This is a genomic window from Sorangium sp. KYC3313 (assembly GCF_052075895.1).
Classification (GTDB): domain Bacteria; phylum Myxococcota_A; class Polyangia; order Polyangiales; family Polyangiaceae; genus Sorangium; species Sorangium cellulosum_B.
In genome coordinates this window covers 9,604,725-9,630,853 of sequence record NZ_CP197255.1, presented here as the reverse complement: position 1 = coordinate 9,630,853, position 26,129 = coordinate 9,604,725, and the positions used below count along the sequence as shown (strand labels likewise).

Below are 26,129 nucleotides of genomic sequence, written 5' to 3'. Positions count from 1 at the left end.
CCATGGCCAAGATCATCGGAATCGACCTGGGTACGACGAACAGCGTCGTCGCCGTGATGGAGGGGAAGGAGCCCAAGGTCATCCCCAACCAGGAGGGCTCGCGCGTCACCCCGTCCGTCGTCGCCTGGGACGAGCGGGGCGAGGTGCTCATCGGGCAGATCGCCAAGCGCCAGGCGGTCGTGAACCCCTTCGGCACCATCGCCTCGGCGAAGCGCTTCATCGGGCGGCGCTTCGAGGAGGTCACGGAGGAGGCCAAGCGCGTGCCCTTCAAGGTCGTCAAGGCGAAGAACGGCGACGCAGCGTTCGAGGTGCGCGGCAAGGTCATCTCGCCGCCGGAGGTGTCGGCGCACGTCCTCCAGAAGCTCAAGAAGGCAGCGGAGGAGTACCTCGGCGAGAGCGTCTCGGCGGCCGTCATCACCGTCCCCGCGTACTTCAATGACGCGCAGCGCCAGGCGACCAAGGACGCCGGGCGCGTCGCGGGGCTCGACGTCAAGCGCATCGTGAACGAGCCGACGGCCGCGGCGCTCGCGTACGGCCTCGACAAGAAGAAGCACGAGATCATCGCCGTCTATGATTTCGGCGGCGGCACGTTCGACATCTCCATCCTCGAGGTGAGCGACAGCGTGGTGCAGGTGATCTCGACGAACGGCGACACCCACCTCGGGGGCGACGACATCGACCACCTGGTGATCGACTGGCTGGTCGCCGAGTTCAAGCGGGACACGGGCATCGACGTATCGACCGACAAGATGGTCGTCCAGCGCCTCAAGGACGCGGCGGAGCAGGCGAAGATCGAGCTCTCCAACGTGCAGGAGACCACCATCAACCTCCCGTTCCTCACCGCGGACGCCTCGGGCCCCAAGCACCTCTCGAAGGTGCTCACCCGCTCGCGGCTCGAGCAGATGATGAAGCCGCTCGTGGACCGGACGATGGAGCCCGTGCGCCGGGCCCTCGGCGACGCGCAGAAGACGGCCCAGCAGATCGACGAGGTCGTCCTCGTCGGCGGCTCCACCCGAATCCCCTTGGTCCAGGAGACGGTCCGGAGCTTCTTCGGCAAGGAGGCGCACAAGGGTGTCAACCCCGACGAGGTCGTGGCCGTCGGCGCGGCCGTGCAGGCCGGCGTGCTCTCCGGAGAGGTCAAGGATCTCCTGCTCCTCGACGTCACGCCGCTGTCGCTCGGCGTGGAGACGCTCGGAGGCGTGATGACGCCGATGATCTCGCGCAACACGACGATCCCGGCGCAGAAGAAGGAGGTCTTCTCCACCGCGGCCGACGGCCAGCCCTCGGTGGAGGTCCACGTCCTGCAAGGGGAGCGGGCCGAGGCGCGGTACAACCGGACGCTCGGTCGCTTCCACCTCGACGGCATCCTGCCGGCGCCCCGCGGGGTGCCGAAGATCGAGGTGGCGTTCGACATCGACGCGAACGGCATCCTCTCGGTGCACGCCAAGGACATGGCCACCGGCAAGGATCAGCGCATCACCATCACCGCGTCGGGCGGGCTCAAGGAGGACGAGATCGAACGGATGGTCGCCGAGGCGCAGCGCAACGAGGCCGAGGACGCGAGGCGCCGCGAGGAGATCGAGCGCCGGAACAAGCTCGACACCCTCTGCTACACGCTCGAGAAGACCGTCGCGGAGAACAAGGACAAGCTCGCCGACGCCGACGTCGCGGCCCTGAATGCGCTCATCGCCGAGGGCCGTCGCGCGATCGAGCAGCAGGACGACGCCCAGGTCGCGGCCGCGCTCGAGAAGGTGGAGAAGGAGGCGCACCGCGTCGCCCGGGTGATGTACGAGAAGGCGGGCGGCCAGCCGCCCGAGGCTCCGGCGCCGCCCTCGGGGGCGCGCGATACCGGAGGGAAAGAGGGCGTGATCGACGCGGAGTTCGAGGAGACCGGGACGTAGGCAGGTCCGATGTCGCGGCGGCGAGCCGCCCGGCCGAGGGCGACGGCACGGCTCAGCGTGCCCGCGAGCGAGGCGACCACGGCGGCCCGATGCGACGGGTCGGCCGGTGCGAGCCCGCCAAACTCAGGCGTCGGCGGTTGGGCCCGGATTGGGTCGATGCCTTCCGAAGGGTTGCGATCGGTGGTCTGGTCCCCCCAAGATCCCGGCTGAAGCGACGGATCGCGACGGTTCGGCACCGCAAATTCGTGCCTCCATCAAAGATGGGTCGCACCCATCTCCGCGATGGACGTGCCGCCAGGAATTCCCGGCGGGAGAGGCGCGAGCTCGAAGCTGCCATCCGCGAGATCGAAGCCTGGTCGGTGGGTGGGATGGTGAAGGCGAGCCGCCAGCCTCCATGGTCGCTTGGGCCTCCAGCTTCCTGGATAGCTGGCTCGTGGACTCGGATTCCGAAGCTCCCTCGTAGCAGTCGTGGAGCTCTGCGCCGTCCTCGCCGGGACGTGACTTCGGCTATTCGGGAAACCTAAGCGTCTTGTGGGCCTCGCCGCTCTCTCCCACCGTCGTGCTGCCATCGTGGTTCCAGCTGGTGCCGCCCTTGCCCGGCTGTCCGGTCTCGATGATGACGCCCTCGAGCGTGAGCTGGTCCTCGTCGAGGTAGGCGACGCCGATCGAGTCGCCGCCGCGCCCCGGGCCGCCGTATCCGCCGGGCCCTCCTTCGCCGCCCCGGCCGCCGAAGCAGGCGGCGAGTTCATCCCCCAGCGTTCCGCCCGGTGCGCCTCGGCCGCCTATGCCACCGCGCTGGGGTTCCCCACCGTCGCCGCCATTGCCGCCAAGGTCCGCCGTGATCTTGGTGTCGCGCACGGTCACCCGGGCGTGAAGCACGAGGACGCCGATGGACGGCGGTGCGTTCGCTCCCCCGCGGCCTCCTCTGCCTCCGCAACCGCCGGCCCCTCCCGAGCCGCCTGCTGGGCCTCCCTTGGAGGCCGCACCGCACACGGCGAGCCCGCCCCAGCGACCGCCGCCGCCGCCGCCGCCCTGGCCCGGCGTGCCCCAGGTCCCCTCGGCCCCCGTGTCGCCCTCCCATCCTGCCTCGGTGAGGCGCCCGATGCCCTTGCCGGGCGCGCCCTGCGTTCCCGGAGCCCCCGGGCCCCCCTCGGATCCGGGGCTGCAACTGACGTTGTCCCGCTCCCCGATACCACCGCGTGCGGGCGGCAAAAGGTCGGCGGGCTCCCCGTCGCCTCCATCCTCGGCGCTGTCGGGCAGCCCGTCGCCTCCCTTGCCACCGATGCTCGTGAGCCCGCTCTCGCACCGGTTCACGGCCGCAGGGCCGCCGGCGACGACGGTCGCCGAGCAAGCGTCCCCACCGAACATGCCATCCGGTCCGGTGGGTTGCCAGGTCTGCCACTTCTCGCCAGCCGCCCCTCTCCGTCCACCCCGGGCTGAGATCTCGCTCCGCAGGATCTCCACCGCCGTGTTCGACTGAACGAGCACTCCGACCAGGCCCGCCGACCGGACGTAGAGATCGGCGAGCGTCGACACCCCGTCCGCGGCCCCCGTGTCCTCGGGGCCCGCAGGCTCGACGATCACCATGGGGCCGAAGACCCGATCGTGAGTAAACGTGGTCTGCGGGCGTAGAGGGTCGCGATCCCATCTCCGGCAGTGGAAGCCCCCGAGGAGATCCACGCCGGAGGGCACCCGGATCTCCTCCACGACGAATCCGTCGTTGCAGAGGAACACGCGTCCTCGTCCAGCGCGCGCGAGCTCGACGGCGCGCGCGACGGTGTACACCGGCTTCGCCTTCGTGCCCGGGTTCCTGTCGTCGCCGAAACCGTAGTTTCCGGCGAGGAACACGCCGCAGCCGTCGTCGAGGATATCGGCGGCGACGTGCTCGACGCAGACCGACTCGGGAGGCGGCTCGTTCTCGCACGAGGTGCCTTCACACGGCGTCACGCCAGGGTCGTTCACGCCGGGAGCAGTTCCGCAGCCGGTCGCCCACGGCGACAACAGAAGGACGAAGGTAGCAGCGGTGGTCTTCCTCATGGGCGTCTCCTGACGTGCACCGCCAGCACAGGGCGGTTCATTGAGGCGGCTCCGGGTCTGGCGCATCGAACCGGTACCAGAACAGCGAAGTCCCGTCATTCCCCTGGCCGAGCCCGCTTTCCAAGGTTGCGTTGCCGCCGATCCCCCCGGTGCCGGCTTGTCCGGGCGAGACCGTCGAGTTCTTCAAGATGGCCACCGAGGCGCCCACGGAGCCGATGCCGAGCGAGTGGCCACCGAGACCGCCGCCGGCATCGCCCCCGCGGCCGCCGTTGCCGCCATCGCCGCCGGCGCACCCTCGCGACGTGTCGGTCAGAAGCTTGTTTCCGCCGAGGCCGCCGCCGGCACCAAAGCCTCCCCACTGGCCCGTTCCGCCGACCCCGCCGTTGCCGCCCTTGGCCCCGAGGACCGTGCTGGCGTCGACCGTGAGGGAGCTCCCCTGCAAGGCCACGATCCCGATGCTCGCACCGCCGTAATCGCCCCCTTTGCCCCCTTTGCCGCCGCAGCCGCCGCTGCCCCCCGATCCGCCGGCCGCACCGCCCTGGGGCCGACCCGCCGGACACGCGTTCACTGGGTCGCGCCCTTTGCCACCGCCACCCCCGCCGCCGCCCTGACCGACGCCGCCCGGCTTCCCGTTCTCCCCGCGGGGGCCGACCCATCCCTCGACGCCCAGGAGGCCGGCGCCTGCCGCTCCGGCAGCGCGCTCCGCGTCGGAGCCGTCTGCTCCGCGGCCCCCAACCGTGCACGGCATGCTGGACGCCCCGGTGCCGGCCGAGCCGCGATTATCCGGAATCTCGACCGGCTCCGGCAGTCCTGACGTCCCACCATCGCCCGTCTCCAGGCCTCCATCGCCCCCCTGACCACCCGTCGACTCGAGCCCCTCGCCGCACACGGTCACGACCGGAAGGCCGCCCGGCGCCATGTTCGCCGTACACGCATCCACGCCGTCGTTCCCCAAAGCGCCGGCGTTCGCGCGGTAGCTCGGCGCGTCCTCGCCCGGATCTCCATCCTTGCCGTTGCCCGCGAGGATCTCGCTCTCCCGCACGATTGCCCTGGCTCCATAGCTCAGGAGCATCGCGATCGACGACTTGTGGTCGCTCGCGGAGGCGTCGGCCGCCACGGCGCGCACGCCGAAGATCACCGACGTCGCGTCGTTCCCTGCGTTGACGGCGTCGTCCCCGCCGAGGACCCGCAGCGGGATCCCCACGGGCGGAGCGATGACGGTCAACGCGTGCTGCCCGTCGAGCGGCCCTCCATAGGACCAGTCGCCGCCGGCACACAGACGCCCGCCCCAGAAGTCGACACCCTGGGGGAGCGAGATGGCCTCCTCGAACGTCCCGCCGCACGCAAGCACGCGTCGGGTCGGCGCCTTGCCGTGACCTCGTCCGCTCGCGGCGAGCCCGATCGCGTGTTGCAGGGTCTTCACCGGCGCGCCCTTCGTGCCGGGGTTGCTGTCGTCACCCGACGACGCGCTGACGAACACCCCACATTCGTCGAGCGCCGGCGCCGTGGTGGGGTCGCCGTCACAGAGAGACGTCGGCGGTGTGAGGCAGAGGCGTCGGTCGTAGCAGCTATCGTCGTAAGCGCACCCGGAGAGGCCGCCCGCGCCGACCGTGGAGACGGTGCTTACAGCCAACAGCAGCCGCATTCGTCGCTGTTCGAGAAGAAGCATGGCCTGGCCCCCTGATCACCACGCGCCGTACGCAACGAGGCCGGCCTGTGTCGGCGCGACCGTCGGCACCAGCGCGACCCGAGCTTTGGTCGGTTCAGCCTGCAGTAAAGAGAAGTCCGTGAAGAACGAAGCCAGAGTCGCAGCGCCCACCACACCGCTCGTCACCACCATCGCCGTGCCGAGCCCGGCGAAGAGATCCCGCTCTCGTTGGAGACTCGTCAGCTCGCCGCACGCGGAGGGTTTCGGCGTTCCCCGACATACCCCTTGAGAGACGCCCACGGCGTCGAGCTTCGCGTTCCGCTCGTCCAGGTCTCCGTCGGCGGTCCTCGCACGAACCATGAAGACCGCACCGAGCGAGCCTGTCGCCAAGGTCAACCCGATACCGGTGATGCGCAGGGCGCCTGGCCAGGATGTCCAAGGGCTGGGCGGCCGGCCCCGCGCTGCAGGCGACGAGCTCCTGGTCTTCGGCGTTTTCTTCGGTGAACCCGGCGCGCTCTCCGGAGCTTGGCTCACCGCCATACGCGCCAACGGCATTCTGACGTTGTACGCCGTTGCGGCCACAGCCCCGAACTCATGGAAACCATCCTGGCGGCCCGGTGCGCGGGCTCGCACCATGCGTTGGCCGGGCTCCAAGAACAGCTTGTACGTCCGCGCTACCCGGCCCACCCACTTGCCGTCGACGAGCACCTCGGCATCCGGCGGATCGACCGAGAGCACGAGTGTCGCGACGTGCGATGTTGCCTCGCGCTCTCCTTTCTCGAATCGTAGCTGAAGCGTGAGCGGCAGCGCCGTGCGCTGCTCGAGGCTAAAGGCCAGGTGCTCGGCGGCATCGCGGTACTTGCGCAGCGCGAGCTCGCAGAGACCAAGCTCGCCGGCGAGCTCCGCGCGCTCTCGCTCCGTGCTGGACGCTGGGTCTGCTGCCTCCAAGGCGGCCTTGTAGGCGGCGTATGCCTCGGTCCACTGCCCGGCGTTGCGCGCCCTGCGACCGCGGCGAACATGGTCCTTCACCGTTGCTCCGTCACGTGGTCCTGGCTCCGGATAGGCGTCCTCCGCGCTGGCCGAGCTCGCAGCGCCGGTTGCGGCGAGGAGCGCAGAGAAGAGCAGAGCGCATGCGGAACATCGCATGGTTGGACGGTACTCGCGCCAGCCGCGCGGCGTCAACGAGAGCGAATCGATGCAAAGTGGCCCTGGGAGTGGCAAATTGCGTTCGGGTGCGGCAATGCGATCGCCTCCTCGCGGCAGCGAGGGCGCGATCGCCTGAACGCATGTATCGGTGCCACCTGGTGCTACCAAAGTGGCCGCTCCTTGCACTTTCCTGCACCGTTTCGAGCGGCTCAGGGATGCTACCTGCTGTGGGCAAGCCAGCGACCCATCTCCTCAGTTTCAACCGCTTCCGGCGCCTGGCCAGGCTTCACGGCGTGCCGGCGCGCGACGCCGAGGACGTCGCGCAGAATGCGCTGCTGCGGGGATTGGAAGTGACGAGGCGGGTCGAGCTGAGCGGCGATCCGGCGCGCTACTTCGTCACGATCGCCCTCAACGAGGCGCGGAAGCACAGGCGGAACGAGCGCCGCCGCGGAGAGGTGCTGACGTCGTTCGAGGAGCGCGATCCCCGAGACGAATGCCCGACGCCGGAGGAACTGCTGCGCTTGCGGCAGCGGGAAGAGCTGACCCGGGACTTGCTCGACCGGATCGGCCCCAAGTACCGGGATCTCTTGGTCAAGCACGAGCTGGAGGGGACACCGCTCTCCACGATCGCCGCCGAGCTGAACGTCCCGTTGGATACAGTGAGGGCGCAGCACCGCCGGGCTTGGGATCGACTCGATGCGGCTTCAAAGCGGTGGAGGGCCCGGCAACCCGCGCACGGTAGGGACGAGAGCGCCTGCGTCCCGCTGGTGCTCGGGCTGGACCGCCGTGCGTCGTGGACGGCCTGGTTGCGCCGGCTGGGCGTGAGGATCGTCGTGCAGGGTGCGTTCGTCGTGTTGACCGGCGCGCTCCTCTCGGCGGTGCCGCCGCTGCCCAGCGCGGAATCGTGGCTGCACCCGGCGGCATTCCGCGCACCGGGGCGCGCGCCCGCACCAGACGACGTCATGGCGCAAGGCTCACGTGACAGCGCGCGTTCCGCTGCCGCGCCCGCCGCGCCCGAGAGCTCGTCGCCGGCGGCAACAGGCAGCGCGCGCGCTGAGGCTGTGGCGAGCAGCACGCCCGCGCCCTCTGGGACGACAGCACCTCGTATCTCGTCCGCGGGGAGCCCCGTGTGGCCAGCGGTCACCGCACGCGAGATGCGCCTGATCAGCCAGGCCCGAAGGGCCATTGAGGACAACGACGGAGAGGGCGATCACGAGGCGCGCCTGCTGCTCGAAGCCCATGCGCGTGAGTTTCCGCGCGGTCGGCTCGCAGCGGAGCGCGAAGCGCTGCTCAGGCTCATTCGCTGAATCATCGGCCGTCGATCGACGGCGAGCTGGGGTGACGCTGGTGGTGTCTTCGGATCAGACAGCACAGGGCCGAGATCCGCCTTGCGTTCCGGAAAGAACGTTCACGTCCAGGAGACGAAACGCGATGACTACGATGGAGGATGTGCTTGGTGCGATGTGGCTCATTTCGCCGCTCGGGCTCGCGATGATCGCCTGCGTCGCGATCGGCTTCGCGGTCACCGCGCGCGAAGCGCTGGGACGAGAGCGCGGGCTTCGCGAGGCGCGCGAGCACGCGCATGACGACGAGGAGGCAGCCCTCACCGATGCGAAGGAGCAGGCCGCGGGGGAGCGGGACCGGTACCGGCGCCTTCTGGACTGTCACGTCGACGCGGCGCTCGCGGAGCTGACAGTCGCCCGCGCGCGCCCCGTCCCCTGGCCAGGAAGGGTCCTCGAGTCGTTCTGTGCGACGATGCCTTCGTGGAGGAGAAGGCTGGCCGAGAGCACGGGGTTGGAACCGAGGGAGGTGGAGCGCTTGCTGAGGAGCGAGCTCCCCATGACGCCCGGCCTCGCGCGGCAGCTGGAGGCCTTCACCGGCACGCCCGCGCGGTACTGGGAGCGCCTGTGGCGGCTACACGACGACTACCGAACGGACGCAGAGGAGACCGTCGTGATCTCCGTCGGCGAGCCCGTCATCAAGCGCGAGAGCTCGGCGCGTCCGGCGTCGTCGCCGGCCCCGAACTCGGCGCCGCCGACTCCGCCGACGGTGCCTCCCCGCGCGCTCGACGTTCCTCCGCCCGTGGTACCGTCTCCCGAGCTTGCGGCTAGGAGCCCGCGGGCGAAGCTCCCGCCGCCTCCACTGCCGCGGCTTCGGTCGTCGCTCCCTGTCGGTGCCGCGACGGGGGCGGAGCTCGTCCAGCGCGCCGCCACGCTGACGAGCTTCCCGCTACAGCGTGACGAAGGGGGTACGAGCTCTGACAGCACACCCGATTGGGAGGATGCAGAGCGCTCTTCGCTGAACACGACGCTTCCGGGAGTAGGGGGCCATGGGTGAGCGCTGCCGTGCCTCGCATTCATCATAGGGTGCGATTTCGCAATGGGGGGTAAAGTCATGGATTTTCCGGATGAAGGAAAGCGCGCTGCGGCGTACGCGCGCTTGTTTTGCCCGATGCTGGTTCGTGCGGTGCTGCTCTGGTTGGAGAGGATGGGGGTCCCTCAGTGCCATCGTGGCGACGTCGCGGGCGAGGTCTGGCTCAACGCTTGCGAGAGCTGGCCCAGGTTCGACCCGAAACGCGGCAGGCCGGAGCGCTGGTTGAACGCGATCACCGTACACGTTGCCTCCCACTACCACGAGCGTGCGCGAAAGCGCAGGGAGGAATTGGTCAGTTCGATCGAGGTGCTTGATCCAGCGCCGAATGCTGCTGCTGTGATGGAGTCCGACAACGTCAGGGCCAGCACCATGGATGCAGTGAATGAGCTCGATCCGGGGCTGCGACATGTTCTCGTGGCGCACGATTTGGGCGGAGTTTCGATGGTCCAGATCGCCCAAGACGCAGGGCTGCCCCTCTCGACGCTTTACAGGCGACGCGCACGGGCCATCGGTGAGTTGCGTAATATCCTTGTGCTTCGGGAAGCCGGCGAGATCTCTTCGCGGGGAGTGGGACTGCAATGAGCGTCAAGGGCCTGGTTGTTCACTTCCGGCGCGACCTGGATGACGACGAGGCGGAGCGAATGATCGACGCTCTGATGATGCTGAAGGGCGTCGCTAAGGTATCATCTGTCAAGGCCGGTTACGAAGACGAACTGAACCGGCAGCGGGTCAAGCGAGAACTGCTAAGCAAGATTGATGGGCTTCTGAGAGATGACGAGGTCCCAATCTAGCTGCCGACGAACCCGCGTCGTCGTGGTGTCGACGCAAAAGGCCCGCGGTGCCGCTATCGGGCCGCGCTCGCGGGCGACGCTGGCGCCCGGACGCCGTCGTGCCGCTTCAGGCGTGCGCCTCTGATCACGATGCGCGAGCCGAGCGCAGCGAATCGGCATCGTGTGGGTTCTACGCGCACATGCACGGGATCGCGCTGGATTCCATTCCCACAAGAGATGGTGTTCACCGTGCGCAGCTGAAGCCGAGCGGACGCGAGGGAGCTCGGCGAGCCTGCGACGTCGGCCGGCAGCCCCATGGTCTCGTACGCGATCGACGGGTGCAGGGCCCCAATGTGGCGCCCACGTTCAGCGTCGCCATGCACGGCCCGGATCGGCGCGCGTGGACGTCCGCGCGCGAGGCGCCCCGGGAGACATTTTCTCGGGAGACAGTCGGAGGCGCCAAGCTGGCCGATCGCGCGCCATCGTCCGGTCTGCCCGGTCGGACATGAAGGGCCGCCGCTGGCGCTTGGCCTCGCGCCCGTGACGGGCGCGGGGAGCGTGGACGGCGTCACGGAGGCGCGCGCCGACCGCCGCGACGCCGGCCCGCTGGCGTGGCGATGTCGCCGTACGTGCGCCAGCGTTGTCCGCCTCCCGGCCCGGCGTGGCGCCGTGGGCAGGACGGCGCTCGACGGCGTTGGCGGAGTGTTGGAGACCATGCGGCTGGAGCTGCACGACGTCGCCCATGCGTGGCCGTGCCGCGCGCGGGCGGCTCGTCGGAGCGCGCCGTGGGGCAGGCCGCGGTCACCGCACGCTGACGGCCGAACGCCTGGGGCTGCGCACGATGCCGCCCGTGCAGCAGGGTCGCCCGCCAGCGCGGCCCGACGGCCGCGCGTCTGGAGCCGCCGAGGGCGCGAGGGTAGCTGCTCCTGCCATATACAAACCTCCGTTGTTGTGGTGTTTCGGGTTCGGGACGGAGCCTGAACGAGAGCCCGTGAGGAGGCCCGAAATGGTAATTCTGACGATCCGGTATCTCGTCGCGAGTTACCGGGATCTGGTCAGGTGTGGAAAACGCTCTGGTGACGCGCAGTTAGACCGCTTCGAGGGAGCTCCCGAGGGGCCAATTTGGGGGGGCGCGAAGGGGTCGATTTGGTAATTTTGCGCGCGGTCGGCTGAGGGGCTCCGGCGAGCCGCCCACCTCCGTTTTGTTGCGTACGTGTGCCACAGGGCGGCGCGCGACCGGCACGACCGCGGGGCGGCTTGACGCGGGGCGCGAACTCGGCGCACGGGGCCACGGAGCTCGTCCAGGCGGGAGGCTGGCGCAGGCGCTAGGCGGAGCTCGCCCAGGTGGACGCCAGCGCGGCTCGCGGCCGTGGCGCCGGGCGAGCTGGCCCCGCTCGACGGCCGGGCCGTGGGATCGCCGGGAGGGGTCACCCCGCACACCGAGGTCACCTGATCGGGCCCCAGCGAATGCCAGTCAGGTCACGGTGCCACGTGAGAACCGGCGTCCTCTTGGTCGCACGCTACATCAGACTTTAATGCCGTCGCCCTCGCCAGGAGCCGACTCTTGTACTGTGCTTTAACGCTCTTTAAAGTTGAACGGAAAATGAAGGCTTCGCTCTGGCAGGTTTCTGGTTCGGTGCTTTTGTAGACGCATGAGCTCGCGGCGCTGGTACGAGCTCGCGTGCGGAGTTGTCCGCGCGCCGAGCCACGTCCTGGAAGAGTGTTTCCAGATGAACAAGCAGACCCGGTGCCACCTGCGCGCGATCGCACGGCTGCACCCCGAGATCGGCACCCTGTGTGATCAGCTTGAAGCGCCCTGGAACGCCGTGCGAAGGATCGCGCACGCGCCGGGGGCGGCGGAGCAGTGGGAGCGCGCGGCGCAGGTACTCGGTGAGCTCGTGGAGAAACGCCGGGCGACGGCGCCGCGCCGGTCGAGGCTGGAGGCTGTGCGCCTGGAGGCGCTGAAGCGAATGGGACCGCCGATGGAGGGGGAAGGAAAACTTGCAAGCAGCATGCGAGCCGCGTGGGAGGCGGCGGAGCGCGGGACGCGCGCGGTGCCGAGCCCACGTCCGGGCGATCGGCAGGCTCGTCTGCGGTGAAGCGCTGCTCGGTGAGAAGCGCGCCCGTCGAGCACATGAAGCGGCATCGTGTTGCACTTCCGCCGCGTACCTCTCCCGTACATGCCTATCGCGCCCGCTCGCCGATCCTATTCAGGGAGCAGGCGATGCTGGCGCACGGGCGACGTGGTGCAGCTTCAGGTGCGTCAAGGAGTGCTGTCACGGCGCCGACACGGCGCCGCGCTCGGCCCGATGGACGAGGCCGACGGCGCAACGCTCGCCGACGTCCGCTTCGATCGCTGCGGCGGCATCGCGCTCGCCCGGGGTGGACGATGGTGGCCCCCCCGAGCTCATGTTCGAGGATCTCGATGTCGGCTAGGCGTGGAGCGGCGCCCCGACCGGCGAGCCGCGCCGTCGGCTCCGGCGTCATGAACGACGCCAGCGCGACCGCGGCCTCCCTGGCGTCCATCTCGACGCCGCGGCCGCTCCGCGGTTCGACGAGGTCACGGCGCCAAGTCCGCGCTCGCGGAACATGCTGGCGACGTGGCCGACCTCGACCAGGTGGACGGCGACGGCGACGAGTTCGCGCGGTGTATCTCCCTCGCGGAGATGATCCCGCTGGCAGAGGGGCGCCCCCGCGGCGCGCACGTGCCGCTCCGCCCTTGGCGGCAACGTGGCCGAGCTCGATCAGGTGGAGGGCGATAGCCCCAAAGCTCGCCGACGTGTGCCTCGACCTCCTCGGCCGCGCTGCCGCGGAGGCAAGCCGCCGAGCTCGCCACGAGCTCCTCGCCGGGCAGCGCGGCACGAGCTTGGCCAAGTCGACGGCGGCGCTACGCCTCGACCAGCTGGACATCGACGGCCCCGAGCTCGCCGGCGTCCACCTCGACCTCGCGGCCGCTCCCCCGCCTAGCGCCTCCCGAAGGGAGCGGCGCCCGCTGGCGGGCTACCGCGCCCCGAGCTCGCCGGCGCTGAGCACCGGTGTCCAGTCACCAGCGCCCGACGTGGCTCTCGACACCCGCACGGCCGCCTCAAGTTCGCCGGCGTCCTCCTCGACGCTGCGGTCGCGGTGCCCGCTCCGGGGTCATGTACGACGCCAGCGGGATCGCACGCTCGCCAGGCTCCACCTCGACGCCCGCGGCCGCTCCGCAGGCCGTAGCGCCGAGCCCGCGCTCCAGGAGCTCGCGGGCGAGGTGACCGAGCTCGACCAAGTGGACGGCGACGGCCCGGAGCTCGCGCGGCGCTTCTACCTGGAGTAGTCGCGAGCGGGCGCAAGGCGTCGCCGAGGCCGAAGACACAGGGAATCCCGAGCCGCTCGCGACTGCTGTCCACCGCCGCCGCCGTTTCGGCAGCCCCTGCGCTACGAGCCGCCAAGCCGTGGGTGCTGCAAGTGCCTTTGGAGGCTGTGCATCGGAAATGCCCAACCGGCCATTGCTTCCGACGGCCCGAGCCGCCGCGTGGAGCCCGGCACCTCGGCCCACGGCAGAACGGTTCATCGTTGGGCGGCGCTCGTCGCTCGTTTGACGTCTTGGCGGGCCAAAGCGACGCCTGCCTCGGGCCCTTGGTCTGCTGCCGATGCCGATAGCCGCCGCCATGGCAGCCAAGTCTGGCAGGAGCATGCGCTGACACGCTTGCTTTCGCTAGTCGACGCGTGTAGGGTTTCTCCCTCGCAATCCAACAGAGTTCTCAATGGTAAAGCGCGACGACCACGACGAATACGTTCAACTGGGTCGAAAGAACGAGCGGCTAATACCTCGACTCAAGCAGTGGTGCCGCCACATTGACGTAAAGGTGGAGATCTCCGGGCTGTTGGCGCAGATGACTCGGCTTCCAATAGGCATGTTGAAGGTAACATGTCCTCATGGCACTCCCGCAGGCATGTCTATGCACCTCGAGTACGAGGCCGAGCGATTTATCGACCAAAACTGTACCGCCTGCTCCCATCATGATGAGCTCTCCAACGAAAACCTGGGGCGCGACATTCTCGCAAGACGTCTCCGGATGCAGCAAGAGGCAACTCTTGCCGAACAGCGGAGAAGAGAGCTTGAGCGACAGACTCAGCAAGAGGCGACCAGCGCCCTGCAGACGAAGGAGATGACCCACGCTTCAGTCAATCAGCTGATCTTGCGTTTCCATAATCCGGAACAAGCTACTGATGTCATCCAGAGTCTCAAGGACGCTGCAAAAATCGCCCCGGAGTTCTTCTCAGATGACGCTCTCAAAGTTCTTGTGGATGGCTTTACGACGGCTCTGGGTGAGGCGTGTGTAGAAATCGTCCGGTCCGTCCTCTTGAACCGAAAAGACCTATCCGCCTTTATGCAGAAGGCAGCCGTCGATGCGGTCCATGCCGGCCTCGACACGGCTTGTAGCATCATTGTTGATCATTTTTCCGACTTCGAGCGAACCGCCCTATTGGAAGCCCTCGCGTCCGCGCTCAACATTCCGGAATATGAGTACGTCCCCTCCTCGAGCTTCATTCGAACGCGGCCGAAATACCCCGGAACAGTGAGCTTTGTACTGCGCATGCTCGAAACCGCGCCGAACGAAGTGCGTTCGCTTATCGGTCAACGACTTGGGTTTGATAACAAGCGCAGCAAACTCAACTGCGCCAATATCCTCTTCGACTTACTTCCGCATGCTGCCGAACAAGTTGTTCCGCTAACGCGCATGCTTGTTCGATCTCTGGAACTGGCGGACGATGGTTACGGTGACTCAGCCGACGAAGCGGTATGCGAGGTCTTGGCGCACCTGTATGCCTTCTCGTCCGCACACGTGGAGGAGGAGCTCGGACGGATCTATGCGCTTGTCAGCGGCGAACTGCGTCGTTTGATTCTCGACATCTATGCGAGCATTGCCATGCATGGTGCGGAAGACGGCAATCGTAGGGTCGGTCAATTGTTCCCTCGCACTGACTACGCCGCTCATGTCCCCGCGATCATTGACAAGCTATATATCGCCATCTCTGACATGCAAAACGAGATGGATGTCCGGACCCACGCGTCCGAGTTGCTTGAGAACGTCGTGGCCGCATACCCTGAACACGGCGCTTCGAAGTTGCATCGATTCTTAACTCGGTTAGCGCTCACGACGAGGGAAGCAAAGGCCGCGCCGGTAAGAGAGGGATCTCCGTTGGCGCACCTCGACAACATCTCGCAAAGTGCCTCCTACGATGCCATAGAGAATCGGGTAATCGGCATCGTAAAGAGAATCGCCGAGCATTCTCCCGCCCCGACATTTGAAGCAGTCGTGGCGGCGATTGGTGAGACGGACAGCAAATTAGACCCGAATCTGAAGTCCAAGCTGGTGAGCACACTTGCCACATTCGGAAAGCAGTATGCAATGGTGCCGGTGGTCTTGCCTGAGCTCTACAAGCATCTCACGGACTTCGGGTCCAATTTTGTCCGCCAGTCGGCCATTGATGTGGTCGGTGAGCTTATGCAGATTGATGACTTCACTGTGCCAGACAATATGATCGAGCTCGTGTCGACATATCTTGGTGAAGATTTTGTGGTCATCCATAAGTCCGCCGTGCGTGCCTTTCGATACTACCATTTTTCTCCTGATGATGACCGGGGAAAGGAAGTCCTTCGTAAGATCCTCGCGATAGAGCGAGCATACTCAGCTGAGGGAAACGAGCGTGTTGACACGGATTTTCTCCGTGATCTCGTTGCGGTGCTCAATAATGCGTACCGTGACTGGCCTGATGTTCAAGATTATGTCACGACGACCCTGCTTCCGAAGTATGGGGCGATGCAGAATCGTCACTTTGCTGAAGACATGCTCGTAGCCATGTCGCGCCGCGTCCGCACTCACGTGGCAGCTCAGCGGTCGTACTTGATATCTGCAATTGTGTACCTGAGTCGATTCTCGCGAGACAGGTATAACAACAGTTTGACCTCGGACAGATCTCGTATTTTTGAATCTCTTTTCGATCTTCCGAGCAGTCTTGTTGCGGATGCGTCTGCGGCTATTCTCGGTATGATTCGCTCTCACGTTGGTCGCGACGGATATGAGGCATTATGCTTCATTGGTCTCTTGTCCTATCATGAACTGCACGCCGCGGCGGCTCTCGTTGCGAAGGAATGTGCGCAGCGGTTGCCTCAAGTGAAGGAGCATGAGGTGGAGCGAGGTCTGTATGAGCTAGCTGCGACTGCTGAACGGACTGAGGCCGAGCGAATCGTGGACAGACGAACCTCTGGATCGGATAAGTAAGGAGACACGTTGGTACGCCGCGGTAACCATGAGTTGTTGCAGAAGTCGAGCGCGCTGAACCAGGACATCCGTCGTGCGCTTCAGGGCTTTTCACTTCTTCAGCCGGAGGGGTTAGCTACCGCACTCGAACATATCAGGGTAGAGTACGATTCACTGCCCACAACGATGGGCGACCTCCCCGAAGGTCATCTTGCTCATCAAGTTTCGCGTGCCATCGGCATCTTGGCCATAACCTGTCGATGGGTTCAAGCTGTAGTGAAGGCCGAATTGGATGCGGGTCGATTCGTCGCCGCAGGGAAAGCTCAAGCAAGGATCCTTTTGTCGGAACTAAAGTCTCAGACAATTGGATTCTCGAACACGCGGGGGTCGTTGGTTTCGTGGCTAAATGCCGTGTGCGAACTCGACGACCCGATGCATTTCGAACGTGTGGTGGCTGAGTTCGGCCATGTTCCGCTTCCGGTGTTCTATTTTGCGTCGGTGGATCCGTACGCAGGCATCAAACGCATCCGGGAAGAGATGTCGACACGGGCGAACAATCGATCTGATGATCCTGGTGAGAGTGGCCAACAACGACCCGAGCCGGCCGGTCGAGTGATCAAGGTTCTCTTTGAGGTCGATGGCGCACCGTGGGCAACGCCGCAAGCTGTTCGAAGCATGGTGCAGTACGACGTCGCTGCGCGAGTGCAAGTGCTGGAATGGCCCCGAGACATGGAGTGGGTCGAGGTTGATTTTCTCTCGACACAGGATCCGCAATTGTATGTGGTGCCCAAATACCGGTGGACACGTACTGAGGTAGAGTCTAGCTCCGCCAAAAAGGGGGGGCTGTTGTTCAAATTTGCTCAGTCGCTTCAGAGCGAGCCGATTGCCCTTGCGACACGGGCCCGCTTCTTGGCAGCGAACGACGCGCGTATGCTTTCCGCGACTGTCATCGGCCACGCAAACCTTCAAATTCGGGCACTTGATCAGTCGTCGTACCCTGTGCTTACGCGGTACCCAATGATCGATATTCAGATTCCGAAGATTCTCGAAGAGGTTCGTAATTCGCTGCCCGATTTGCGACCGTCTGACTATGACGATTTTATGAATTGTATGGTCATCTTGGGTCGGTACGCTGGCATGGTTCAGCAAACGGGTGTGTTCAAGGGGAAAGATGTCGATGAAAAGCGTGACTTTCAGCAGCATCTGCTCCAGCACCTGCGAATGCAGTTGGGGCCCGACGTGCACGAAGAGGAAACCTTGGCTGGCGGTCGACTAGACCTGCGTTTTCGCAATGTGGTTATCGAGTTGAAGGTGGAGCATAGCGTTAAGGATAGGAGCAAGCTCAGGACCAAGTACGTGCGGCAGCCGGCCCAGTATTCCGCGTCAGGTGTTCCGGTTAGCGTGGTGTGTATTCTAGATATGACCGAGAAGCTACATCCTCCGTCAAACGTCGCGAACAATATTACCCTAGAGTCGCCCGCGTTGCATGGTTACGATGCTGCGACTCCGGCCTATCCGTCAAAAGTCGCGGTCGTCATCATCGATGGTAACCTTAGGTCGCCGAGTTCCTATAGTTAGTGGCGGCAGGAGCACAGTGACGGTTTCCAGGCGCCCGCCCAACAAGGGTTTAGAACTGAGCGCGCTTCGCGCGATAGCTGAAACCCCGGCCGTTGGATCGACTCGCTGGTGCCACTTCACTGGGCGGGGTCCTACAATTGCCGATGTGTATCAGAAACGGTTCAATTTTGAGGACTGCCCGAGGTTCGGAACCCTCGCTGGCGGCCCGTTTACCCGTCGCCCGAGATCCCGCGCTGGGAGGGCGGAGCCTAACCACTAGGCCATCGCGATGGGCACGGCGCCCTGCGGCTCTCGCCGTGGTCGACGATGCCGAACGCGGGGCGGTGTCGCCCCACGACTCGGCGCGGGCACGAGCGGTTCTGAAAGGGGGCCCGGCGAAGCGGCCTGCGCCTACGTCGCCGACCGAGGCGCGGTTTGTTCGGGTCGCGTCGGCGTCGCGGGGCGGCCGGAGCAGCAGTCGACGGTCTCGCCCAGGCGTCAGGCAGCAACTCCTCCTGCTCGAGCGACCAGCCCGCCGTAATCGCCCAGCCATGGCCATGGCCATGGCCCTTTCGGCTCTCGCCGTGGTCGACGATGCTGGGCACGGGGCGGTGTCAGAAAGAACTACTTGTTCGTGGGCTCGGACAAGGGCGCTCAGCGACTGGCCATCGGCTACACGATCTTCGGCTCGTGTCGGATGCACGGAGTCAACCCGCTCGCCTGGGGGACAGATCGGCAAGTTGCAGGCGGGCTGGCCGCGCGACCGGGTGGACGAGTTGCTGCCCGACGCATGGGCGAAATCGTCGCGCACCGCTCCGAGCGCCGGCGACGCCGACGCGACCTGAACAACGCGAGCCTCGGTCGGCGACGTAGGCGGAGGCCGCCTCGCCGAGCCCCCTTTCAGAACCGCTCGTGCCCGCGCCGAGTCGTGGGTCGACGCCGACCCGCCCAGCATCGTCGACCGCGGCGAGGGCTCAAGGGGCCATCGCCATGGTGATGATCGAGCGCGTACGGCGCTGCGGCCCGCGGGAGCTCGTGCAGCGCGGTTTCCCGGCGGGAGCTCGGCGCTGTGCGGCCGATCCTCGATCGGAGGAGGCGCGGCGTGAACATCACGCCGTCGAACTATCATCCGAGGTGGTGCGGACGTAAGTGTCCGACCAAAGCCATCGCTTCCTCCTTCGCGATGGGAGCAGGTAACCCGCGCCGCTCGGACGGCCACGATGGCGTTGGTCGGGCGCTTACGGAGCGCCGTCCGCTCCGGTGGGGTGTGAGAAGGCTGCCTGGGGTGGACGGACGACGCTCGAGGCGTCGACCTCTTCGGGGTCCCTTGCGGCAGCGGGGTGCGGCACGAACTAGCCACGGCAGCAGCTGGCGGCGCTTGGGGTCGACGTGGCCCGGGGAGGCGTGCGGGCCGCGCCCGTCATGGCGAGCGCCCGTTGCGGCCGTCGAAGGAGATCGGGGCCCGGTGGATGACGCGGTGGGCCCGGCGACCGGGTAAGGAGGTGTCCGAGGAGCGAACGTGGGCTCGTCCGGCGCCGCCCCGCGAGGGGCTTGACTCGGGCGATGGTTCTACGATTTTCTGTCCGCCGTGTGTATATTCGACGCCTTGCCGCCCTGTGAATGCAGCATCGCGTGAGCGACGCGAGCGCGGTTTGCGAGCTTGGTGGAGGGGATGAGATGGGCGATAACGACGAGCAGTCCGCTGCGACGAACACGGGCGAGAGCAGCGCGATCCAGCCGGAACGCTCGCTGAAGCTCGCCCTCCCCAGCTCCCAGCGCGCACCGGTGCCTGCGAGCCGCGACTCCCCCCTCGTCTCCGGGAGCCCGCCCGGGGATGCCAAGCAAGGCGCAGGCGGCGAAGAAGCGCCGTCCCCTGCGCCCAAGGTATCACCTGCGGGTGCAACGGAAAACCAGGGGAACGCGAGCCTGCATGAGTTGACCGCCCACAAGGAGGACTACCTTCTCTGGGGGTTGATAGCTGCCGTGCTCGGGTTCGTCGCCTGGTTCTTCTGGCGCTTCACGAGCGACGCCTTGACGAAGCTGACCCCGGCCTCTTGCACGGCGTCCCCGGAGCTCTGCGACTCGGAGCAGCGCTATTCCCTCGCGGTGGCCTCCCTGAAGGTCATCACCATACGAAGCAACAGCGCCTTCCTCGTCGGGACGCTGGTATGTCTCATCGGCTGCACCATCGTCCTGCGGCGGGTCCGGATCGCATTCCAGGGGAAGGGCGGCCCCCCGCGCTTCAGGGCGCGCCTCGCGACGGATTCGCCTGGCATCATCATCGCGATCCTGGGGGCGGCCATTCTGCTGGCGACGCTGTTTGCCAACCCGTTCATGGAGCTGCGCGAAAGTCATCGTGACGCCGCCTCCCCCCGCGACGCACAGACCGATAGAGCTCCCGAGAGCGGCGCAGCGCAACGGCTTCGGGAGTACGAGGAAAGAGAGCGTAAACGCAACCAGGAGCCTGCAAATGAGTAGCGAGAAAAGGCCGGACATCAGTGGCAGGTCGTATCGCAAGGCGTCGGCGAGGCTCACGCTGCTGTGCGCTCTGCTGCTCTCGACGTTCTCGAGCACCTCGGCGGGGACGCAGCCCAATGCCCCGAAGGAGCTGATGGAAGCGATCAAACAGGCCAAGGACGACTGCAACGTATTGCCCGTCGCAAGACTGTACGAACAGTACGAAAAGAGCCTGGGGAGCAACAAGCCGGACGCTAATGTGACCGCCAGCGTCGCCCAGCACCTCGCCGTATGCCTCCCCGAAATGCTGGCCAGCGCACGGAAGCAGGAGTGCTCCAGGTGCAAGGTCAGCTCCATGGTGATCGGCTTCGCCGGAGAGGCCGACAGGTTGGCGGCCTTGCGGTTCGTGCAGTCCATGAACTCAATGATGTACTTTGCCCGCGACCTTGGGCGCATGACCGACCCCGAGCTTCGCGCGCTTGCAGTCAAGTACAATGTCGGACAGGCGACATCTGTGCTGTCGGAGCAAGCGTTCGCGATAAGATCTCGAGGCGTCACGCCTGACGAGGAGAAAAAATATCGAGAGTTGGCAACGAAGAAGAAGGGCGATCTCACGAGTGAAGAGCAAGCCTTGATGGAGAGGATAGGGGCATGGAACGCGTCGCTCTGATCGCGGCAGTGCTGTCGGTGTCGACCAGCTCGGCACATGCCCAGCCGACGCCGCTGGCGTCTCAATTGGCCCAGGAGACACGCGCAGCGGTCAACGCCTACAGGAAGCGCGTGGCAGGCAGCGTCCCGACCCGTGAAGCCTTGAAGATCAACTCGGTGGACATCAACGTTGTGCCCGACCTCGCCGACTTCTCGATGCCCATGGCGACGAGTAGTGACAGCGGTCGTGGCGTGCTCATCTCGGTAGGATACATCGCCAGGCTCTGGGCATGCATCGAAGCCAATATGATGGAGGCCACGTTTAAGGCCAACCCGCTGACTCGAGATCTCTGGTCGGCGTACGACATACACACCAACGGGAGCATCGGCTGGGAGAATCAGCGCCTGCTGCCCTTGGAGGTCTTTGCCGGCCTGTCCAGCAGCGAGCGCCAAGAGTGGGCCTCGCCGAAGGTCCGGGCCATGGTCGCGAGCTGGTTCGATCAGGCACTTACGTTCGTGTTCGCGCATGAGCTGGGTCACCACGCCCTCGACGCATTCTACACGGTCAGCACGCCCCCCTCTGCGACACGAGGGATCGAGTTTGCCGCCGACAGCTGGGCGGTGAGCGCCCTCATGTCCACCGGGATCGTCCCCCTTGCGGGCGCATCCGGCGCCATCATGTGCCTGAAGGGCCGCGCGTGGTACACGTACATGCCCGCGGCGCAGTCGAGCCACCCGGGCCAGGCCGAACGGGTGCTGCAAGCCCTCTCGCAGCACAAGACGGCCTGGCGAGCGCTCTATGCGAAGCCGCCCTACAGCTCGCAGCCTCTTGGCTATCATCTGTCGCAGGAGCAAGCGCTGGAAGGTGCGCTCCAGAAGATGGTCGCCGAGGAGCGCGCAGAGACGGCGGCATCGCTCGCCGCGACGATCAACCGCAAGCCTGCCGGGATTCAGGAGCGGGCTGCGCGCATCGACGCGATGCTCAAGCTCGCTCGCCACCATCAGCATGGCTGGGATGTGCCGAAGGATCTGACCAAGCGCCACGAGCTGCTCCAGATGGCGGCAGACGAGGGCGACCCGTGGGCGCAATACGCCGTCGGCTTCGCCCATGATACCGGGGCCTCCGGGGTGGCCGTCGACCGGGCAAAGGCGTACTTCGTCTACACGTGGCTGGCCGCGGCTGGCGACATGGCGGCCAAGGCGTCCCTGGCGGGGCTGCCGAAGCGAGCGGCCCCGCAAGAGGTCTGCGAAGGAGCGTGTCGCGTTGGGGCCTCCACCGCGTCGTTCCAGTCGTGCTTCGAGCGCAAGCGCAATGGGTGCGTCGCGGACTGTACGTCCAATTACGGCTGGGAGCGCGAGTTGTGCGAAGAGCGGATGTGCGGTATCAGCGGGAATTACGTCCACTGGTATCCGGCCTGCCTCCCGGCATCGCTGCCGAGCGCTCAGCAGTGCAGCCAGCAATGCCAGCTGCCTGCGAGAACTCCCACGAGCCCCTGAGCTCCTCGCGTGACCGCTCCGCCAATCGCGTTTCGATGCGCCCTTGTGCAAGGCTCCCTACCCGGCAGATTGTATCCGTTCGGCAGAGCCCATCCTAACGTCGAGCAGGCCGGGGACATAGGCTCGCCGTGTGATGCGAGAGCGACGGCGGGACGCCGGCAACGGCGGAGAGACCGGACTGAGGGACCCCGAAGCGACGGCCGAGGAGCGCGGGACCGGTGACGCCGGCGTACGAGGGCGGCGCCCCGACAAGTCGAGCGCGTCCGCCGCGATCGATGGCGCAGAGGCGGCGCCGTATCCACCCAGCCAACGCCATGGTGATCATCAGCGTGGCGCCGGTTACCTGTTGCCATCGCGACGAAGGAGGAAGCGATGGCGACGAGGGTGGAGTGGACCGAGCGGGCGGAGGGCGGCAAGTTGCAGGCGGGCTCGCCGCGCGAAAGGCTGGACGAGTTGCTGCCCGACGCCTGGGCGAAATCGTCGCGCGCCGCTCCGAGCACCGGCGACGCCGACGCGACCTGAACAACACGAGCCTCGCTCGGCGACGCAGGCGGCAGCCGCCTCGCCGGGACCTCTTTCAGGACCGCCTGTGCCTGCGCCGAGTCGTGGGCCGACACCGCCCCGCGCCCAGCATCGTCGACCCCGGCGAGAGCCGCAAGAGGCCGTGCCCATGGCGATGGCCGGGCGCTTCCCGCGCGCCGGCGCATGGGCCAGCTCTGGACCGTCGATGCCTTCGAGCGCGGCGCGGCCGGCATCAAGGCCCTCTAGAGCAAGCTCATCGACCGCGCCGACGTCGATGTGAGCATGGGCGAGCTCGGGAACGCGCCGGCGTCGAGGCTCGGGCGCACCAACTCGTCGATCGCACCGGTGCATGGGCGAGCTCGGGGCCATCGACGTCTTCAAGCGCGGCGAGCGTCGAGTCCTTTCAGCGCGAGCTACAGCAGCGAAAGGATCGGTGGAGCGAAGAGCGCAAGCAGCGGCGCCAATGAGAGCGCGCGATATTACCTGCGAGCGCCGAGAGGAGCCAGCCGAGCAGGGTGCGCACCGCGTCCATGCTAACGCGCCCCCCCTCCATGGGGTTCACGCAGAGCGGTCAGCCCCGCGAACGTTCGACTGAGGCGGGGGCACGTTCCGGCGAGCCGAGGTAGTCACGCGCGGACATGGTCGGCGCAGGGAGCGCGGCGACGATCGGGGACGGCGAGGCGATGGGCGAGGGGGCGGGGAGCGCAGCGACGTTCGGCGCAGGGCGGAGCGCTGGCAACTCCTGCGCCCCGTGCGCCGCTGATATCTGCGATGGATCGTGCCATGTGGTCCTGATCTGCTTGTCCTTCGTTGCCTCGACTTTCGAAGAGAACGACCGGATTAGTGCTCGCTGGATGTCTAGCGGCAAAACATCCCACTCGTCGACTATCTGTTGGACGTAGGCGTGTGCGTGCTTTCGAGTCTCGACGGTGTCGTTGCCGGCCGTTTCCTTGAACTCGGCTTCCTTCGCCTCGATCGCCGCAAGCGCGTCGTCGAGGCGATTCAGTTCCATCTTTACATCGTCGACGGTGAAGAGCCCCTTTGCGACAAATTCCACAACTCGCTGTCGCGACATCTTGATCTCGCGGCGCTGGGCGGCAAAGTCTGGCTTCTCGATCTGACGCGGCGGTCTCGTCAGCGAAGTGAGGAGCGAGCGAGCAAACGTCAAGAATTGCTCACTCGCAGCGGCGTCCGCGTCCGGCTGACGAAGCCATGCCGCGAGCTTGCACCGGACGCCTTTCTCCTTCTGCTCCACATGGCCACGGCAGACGTAGTAGCCCACCTTGTGTCGGCCGTTGCGGTCCACCGGACGCGCAGCGACGCTGCCGCCGCATTCCGCGCAACGGCAGAAGCCGCGCAGCAAGTAGTTCGCCGTCGCAGACGCGTCCTGGGGTTTCCTCCCGCGGCGCCGGCCTCTCAGCGCGAGCTGAGCATTGTTGAATGTCTCATCGTCGATGATCGCCTCATGTGCAGGGATCCACTCGGCCGGAAGTTGCACGACGCCGCGCGTGGCGCTCGGCCGAACGCTGGTCTTTGCGACACGGCCCGTATAGGTTCGGTTGCGCAGCGCGGTAACAACCCAGGCGCGCCCGAACGCTTTAATGCTGCCGTACTCTTGACGGAGCCGCTTAGCGGTCGCGAATACGCTATAGCCTTCAAGGCAGAGCGCGAACATGCGACGCACCACTGCGGCGTGTTCCGGAACCACGCGGAGGGGGAGCGGCGTCTTCGTCCCTTTCGGCTTCGGCTGGCGTTCGTAGCCGAACGGCGGATGCCCTTCGACGAAATGCCCTTGTGCGCGCAGGTGCTTCCGCCCCCCTTCGGTCCGCTCCTTGATCCGACGGCGCTCCTGCTCCGCCCCGACCGCCCAGTTGGCGAGCGTGTCCTCTGCCATCGGCGAGCGCGAATCGAACCCCTTGTCAATGGCGACGAACACGGCGCCCTTGCGCATGATCTGCCGAACGTTCTTGACAATGAAGACCACGTCGCGCCCGAAGCGGTCGATGTCCGTCACGATGACCATGTCCCCCCGGCGGACGTCCGCCAGGAGCGCGGCGACCTTCTTCCGGTTCGCCTCGTTCTCCTCGCCGCCGCTCTCTACCTCCGGGAACAGGATCGGCTCCGGCAGCGAATGGAGCCGGCAGTAGTTGCCGATCCTCTCGGCCTGGGCGTCCAGGGACACGCCTGCGATCTCCTGCTCCCTCGTCGAGACGCGCGGGTAGCCGAGCGTACGCCGGATCGCGGCGTTGGGGGTTGCGTCTTTCATTTGTTTCACCTGTCCGAAAGGTTGATCATGCTCCAGCCCGCGCGGCTGAGCAAATCGCCCGTTTTGGCCGCAATTTCGGCCTCTCCTGCGTGTACTAAAAGTTCCGCAGCTCTGGATCGGGTGGGCGAAGACGCTGCTGTCCTCGAGCCTGCTCGCCGCGGGCGCCAAGCAGCGGCCGGCGGGCGGCCCGCTCCGCCGGACCGCCGCGCCCTGGCGCGCAGGCACGCCGGCGTATGGTAAAAATGTCCTGTGCCTTCCACGAACTCAATGCGCTCCCCGCGGCTCCACCCCGTCTCGGCGGGATTGCGGCGATGGCTTCGCGGGGTGCTGGCCGGCGCGTGCTGCGCCGGGGCGATGGGCTGCGCGGAGAGCGCGCCTCCCTCGACGGCGCCGGCGGCGCGGGTCGCCTCGACGGCGCGGGTCGCTGCGCCGGCCCCCGCCGCGAGCGCCGCGCCCGCCGGCGCGCCGCCGGCGTCTCCGTCGACCGAGGGGGAGCGACCTGGCGACGCGCCGGCGCGCGAGCGCTGGGTCGGTACGCTGGCGCTGACGAAGGGCTCGCAGCCCCTCATCGCCGGGAGGATCCTGTCGCGCGAGGACGCCGAGCGCTGGCTCGGCCCCGACTGGCGCGCGCTGACCGGGCAGCGCGTCCGCGTGCTGGCGGTGCTGCGGGACCACGTCTGCGAGCCGCACGCTCAATGCATGATCGGGGGGAGGATCCCGCTGCTGGAGCAGGTCGCGTCCGTCGAGCTGTGCAGCGGCGCGGGCTCTTCCGGCGGGGCGGCGGTCGTCGATTGCGCGCCGTCGCCCGCCCAGAAAGGGCGCTGCCAGGACGAGTGCCGCACGTTGAGCGAGGACTGCGGTCAGCGCGCCGACGGCGACCGCGGAGGGCTGCGCCGCTGCGGGTGCGCCAAGGTCACGTGCGAGCACGGCTGCGAGGAGACCGGCGAGCCCGCCTTCACGTGCAGGTGACCGCTCCCTGCCAGGAAGGGCAGGGGGCCAAGGGGACAAAACGACGAAGGCCGCCTGGCACCCGCCAGGCGGCCTCCGCGAGCGAGCCTCCGC

At 66.8% G+C, this 26,129-nt stretch carries 18 protein-coding genes and 1 pseudogene; 15 read left to right on the top strand and 4 right to left on the bottom strand.

Annotated features, from left to right (window positions below; genetic code table 11):
• The first annotated feature begins 2 nt into the window (after positions 1–2).
• Entirely contained in the window at positions 3–1,901 is a 1,899-nt protein-coding gene (gene dnaK, locus ACSRUE_RS36360) for a molecular chaperone DnaK (protein ID WP_441287584.1), read from the top strand.
• A 507-nt stretch (positions 1,902–2,408) separates the two neighbouring features.
• Here the strand turns inward: dnaK and ACSRUE_RS36355 are convergent.
• From ACSRUE_RS36355 to ACSRUE_RS36345, 3 genes are read right to left on the bottom strand one after another with little or no spacing between them, the layout of a single operon-like run.
• Positions 2,409–3,938 (bottom strand): hypothetical protein, encoded by a 1,530-nt coding sequence (locus ACSRUE_RS36355; RefSeq protein WP_441287583.1) that lies wholly within the window; start codon positions 3,936–3,938, stop codon positions 2,409–2,411.
• A gap of 37 nt (positions 3,939–3,975) precedes the next feature.
• Positions 3,976–5,571 carry a hypothetical protein gene (locus ACSRUE_RS36350; RefSeq protein WP_441287582.1) on the bottom strand — a complete coding sequence of 532 codons (1,596 nt, stop codon included), beginning with the start codon at positions 5,569–5,571 and terminating at the stop codon, positions 3,976–3,978.
• Positions 5,572–5,622: 51 nt separating this feature from the next.
• Positions 5,623–6,615, bottom strand: coding sequence for a PEGA domain-containing protein (locus ACSRUE_RS36345; RefSeq protein WP_441287581.1), 993 nt, complete (start codon positions 6,613–6,615; stop codon positions 5,623–5,625).
• Positions 6,616–6,959: 344 nt separating this feature from the next.
• On the opposite strand from ACSRUE_RS36345, the gene ACSRUE_RS36340 reads away from it, so the two are divergent.
• The 13 genes and pseudogenes from ACSRUE_RS36340 (at position 6,960) to ACSRUE_RS36280 (ending at position 22,801) form a co-directional block, all read left to right on the top strand.
• Positions 6,960–8,039: an RNA polymerase sigma factor gene (locus ACSRUE_RS36340; protein WP_441287580.1), complete on the top strand. Its 1,080-nt coding sequence runs from the start codon at positions 6,960–6,962 to the stop codon at positions 8,037–8,039.
• A 154-nt stretch (positions 8,040–8,193) separates the two neighbouring features.
• Positions 8,194–9,069, top strand: coding sequence for a helix-turn-helix transcriptional regulator (locus ACSRUE_RS36335; protein WP_441287579.1), 876 nt, complete (start codon positions 8,194–8,196; stop codon positions 9,067–9,069).
• 57 nt (positions 9,070–9,126) lie between these two features.
• Positions 9,127–9,687 (top strand): sigma-70 family RNA polymerase sigma factor, encoded by a 561-nt coding sequence (locus ACSRUE_RS36330; RefSeq protein WP_441287578.1) that lies wholly within the window; start codon positions 9,127–9,129, stop codon positions 9,685–9,687.
• Positions 9,684–9,896, top strand: a complete 213-nt coding sequence (locus tag ACSRUE_RS36325) for a hypothetical protein (RefSeq protein WP_437299416.1) — start codon at positions 9,684–9,686, stop codon at positions 9,894–9,896. The genes ACSRUE_RS36330 and ACSRUE_RS36325 overlap by 4 nt, the downstream gene beginning before the upstream one ends.
• 1,709 nt (positions 9,897–11,605) lie before the next feature.
• Complete coding sequence (locus tag ACSRUE_RS36320) at positions 11,606–11,974, top strand: hypothetical protein (protein ID WP_441287577.1); 369 nt, start codon at positions 11,606–11,608, stop codon at positions 11,972–11,974.
• A gap of 680 nt (positions 11,975–12,654) precedes the next feature.
• Positions 12,655–13,188, top strand: a complete 534-nt coding sequence (locus ACSRUE_RS36315) for a hypothetical protein (RefSeq protein ID WP_441287576.1) — start codon at positions 12,655–12,657, stop codon at positions 13,186–13,188.
• A 625-nt stretch (positions 13,189–13,813) separates the two neighbouring features.
• A complete protein-coding gene (locus tag ACSRUE_RS36310; protein WP_441287575.1) occupies positions 13,814–16,141 on the top strand; it encodes a hypothetical protein in 2,328 nt (775 codons plus the stop codon).
• A 36-nt stretch (positions 16,142–16,177) separates the two neighbouring features.
• Positions 16,178–17,698: a hypothetical protein gene (locus tag ACSRUE_RS36305; protein WP_441287574.1), complete on the top strand. Its 1,521-nt coding sequence runs from the start codon at positions 16,178–16,180 to the stop codon at positions 17,696–17,698.
• 595 nt (positions 17,699–18,293) lie between these two features.
• Positions 18,294–18,522, top strand: a pseudogene (locus ACSRUE_RS36300) (IS66 family transposase); the annotation flags it as partial.
• 832 nt (positions 18,523–19,354) lie between these two features.
• On the top strand, positions 19,355–20,155 hold the full coding sequence (locus ACSRUE_RS36295) for a hypothetical protein (protein WP_441287573.1): 801 nt from the start codon (positions 19,355–19,357) through the stop codon (positions 20,153–20,155).
• Complete coding sequence (locus tag ACSRUE_RS36290; protein WP_441287572.1) at positions 20,148–20,804, top strand: hypothetical protein; 657 nt, start codon at positions 20,148–20,150, stop codon at positions 20,802–20,804. The genes ACSRUE_RS36295 and ACSRUE_RS36290 overlap by 8 nt, the downstream gene beginning before the upstream one ends.
• A complete protein-coding gene (locus ACSRUE_RS36285; RefSeq protein ID WP_441287571.1) occupies positions 20,786–22,279 on the top strand; it encodes a sel1 repeat family protein in 1,494 nt (497 codons plus the stop codon). The genes ACSRUE_RS36290 and ACSRUE_RS36285 overlap by 19 nt, the downstream gene beginning before the upstream one ends.
• A gap of 372 nt (positions 22,280–22,651) precedes the next feature.
• A complete protein-coding gene (locus ACSRUE_RS36280) occupies positions 22,652–22,801 on the top strand; it encodes a hypothetical protein (RefSeq protein ID WP_441293204.1) in 150 nt (49 codons plus the stop codon).
• 571 nt (positions 22,802–23,372) lie between these two features.
• Here ACSRUE_RS36280 and ACSRUE_RS36275 read toward each other — a convergent pair.
• A complete protein-coding gene (locus ACSRUE_RS36275) occupies positions 23,373–25,067 on the bottom strand; it encodes a recombinase family protein (protein ID WP_441287570.1) in 1,695 nt (564 codons plus the stop codon).
• A gap of 324 nt (positions 25,068–25,391) precedes the next feature.
• Here ACSRUE_RS36275 and ACSRUE_RS36270 point away from each other — a divergent pair, with 324 nt between their 5' ends.
• Positions 25,392–26,036, top strand: coding sequence for a hypothetical protein (locus tag ACSRUE_RS36270; RefSeq protein ID WP_441287569.1), 645 nt, complete (start codon positions 25,392–25,394; stop codon positions 26,034–26,036).
• The last annotated feature ends 93 nt before the right edge of the window (positions 26,037–26,129 follow it).

Bases quoted from the DNA above. Each gene is read 5' to 3' on its own strand.
- dnaK (WP_441287584.1), top strand. From the start codon at position 3: ATGGCCAAGATCATCGGAATCGACCTGGGTACGACGAACAGCGTCGTC.
- ACSRUE_RS36355 (WP_441287583.1), bottom strand. From the start codon at position 3,938: ATGAGGAAGACCACCGCTGCTACCTTCGTCCTTCTGTTGTCGCCGTGG.
- ACSRUE_RS36335 (WP_441287579.1), top strand. From the start codon at position 8,194: ATGTGGCTCATTTCGCCGCTCGGGCTCGCGATGATCGCCTGCGTCGCG.
- ACSRUE_RS36330 (WP_441287578.1), top strand. From the start codon at position 9,127: ATGGATTTTCCGGATGAAGGAAAGCGCGCTGCGGCGTACGCGCGCTTG.
- ACSRUE_RS36325 (WP_437299416.1), top strand. From the start codon at position 9,684: ATGAGCGTCAAGGGCCTGGTTGTTCACTTCCGGCGCGACCTGGATGAC.
- ACSRUE_RS36320 (WP_441287577.1), top strand. From the start codon at position 11,606: ATGAACAAGCAGACCCGGTGCCACCTGCGCGCGATCGCACGGCTGCAC.
- ACSRUE_RS36310 (WP_441287575.1), top strand. From the start codon at position 13,814: ATGCACCTCGAGTACGAGGCCGAGCGATTTATCGACCAAAACTGTACC.
- ACSRUE_RS36295 (WP_441287573.1), top strand. From the start codon at position 19,355: ATGGGCGATAACGACGAGCAGTCCGCTGCGACGAACACGGGCGAGAGC.
- ACSRUE_RS36290 (WP_441287572.1), top strand. From the start codon at position 20,148: ATGAGTAGCGAGAAAAGGCCGGACATCAGTGGCAGGTCGTATCGCAAG.
- ACSRUE_RS36285 (WP_441287571.1), top strand. From the start codon at position 20,786: ATGGAACGCGTCGCTCTGATCGCGGCAGTGCTGTCGGTGTCGACCAGC.
- ACSRUE_RS36280 (WP_441293204.1), top strand. From the start codon at position 22,652: ATGGCGACGAGGGTGGAGTGGACCGAGCGGGCGGAGGGCGGCAAGTTG.
- ACSRUE_RS36275 (WP_441287570.1), bottom strand. From the start codon at position 25,067: ATGAAAGACGCAACCCCCAACGCCGCGATCCGGCGTACGCTCGGCTAC.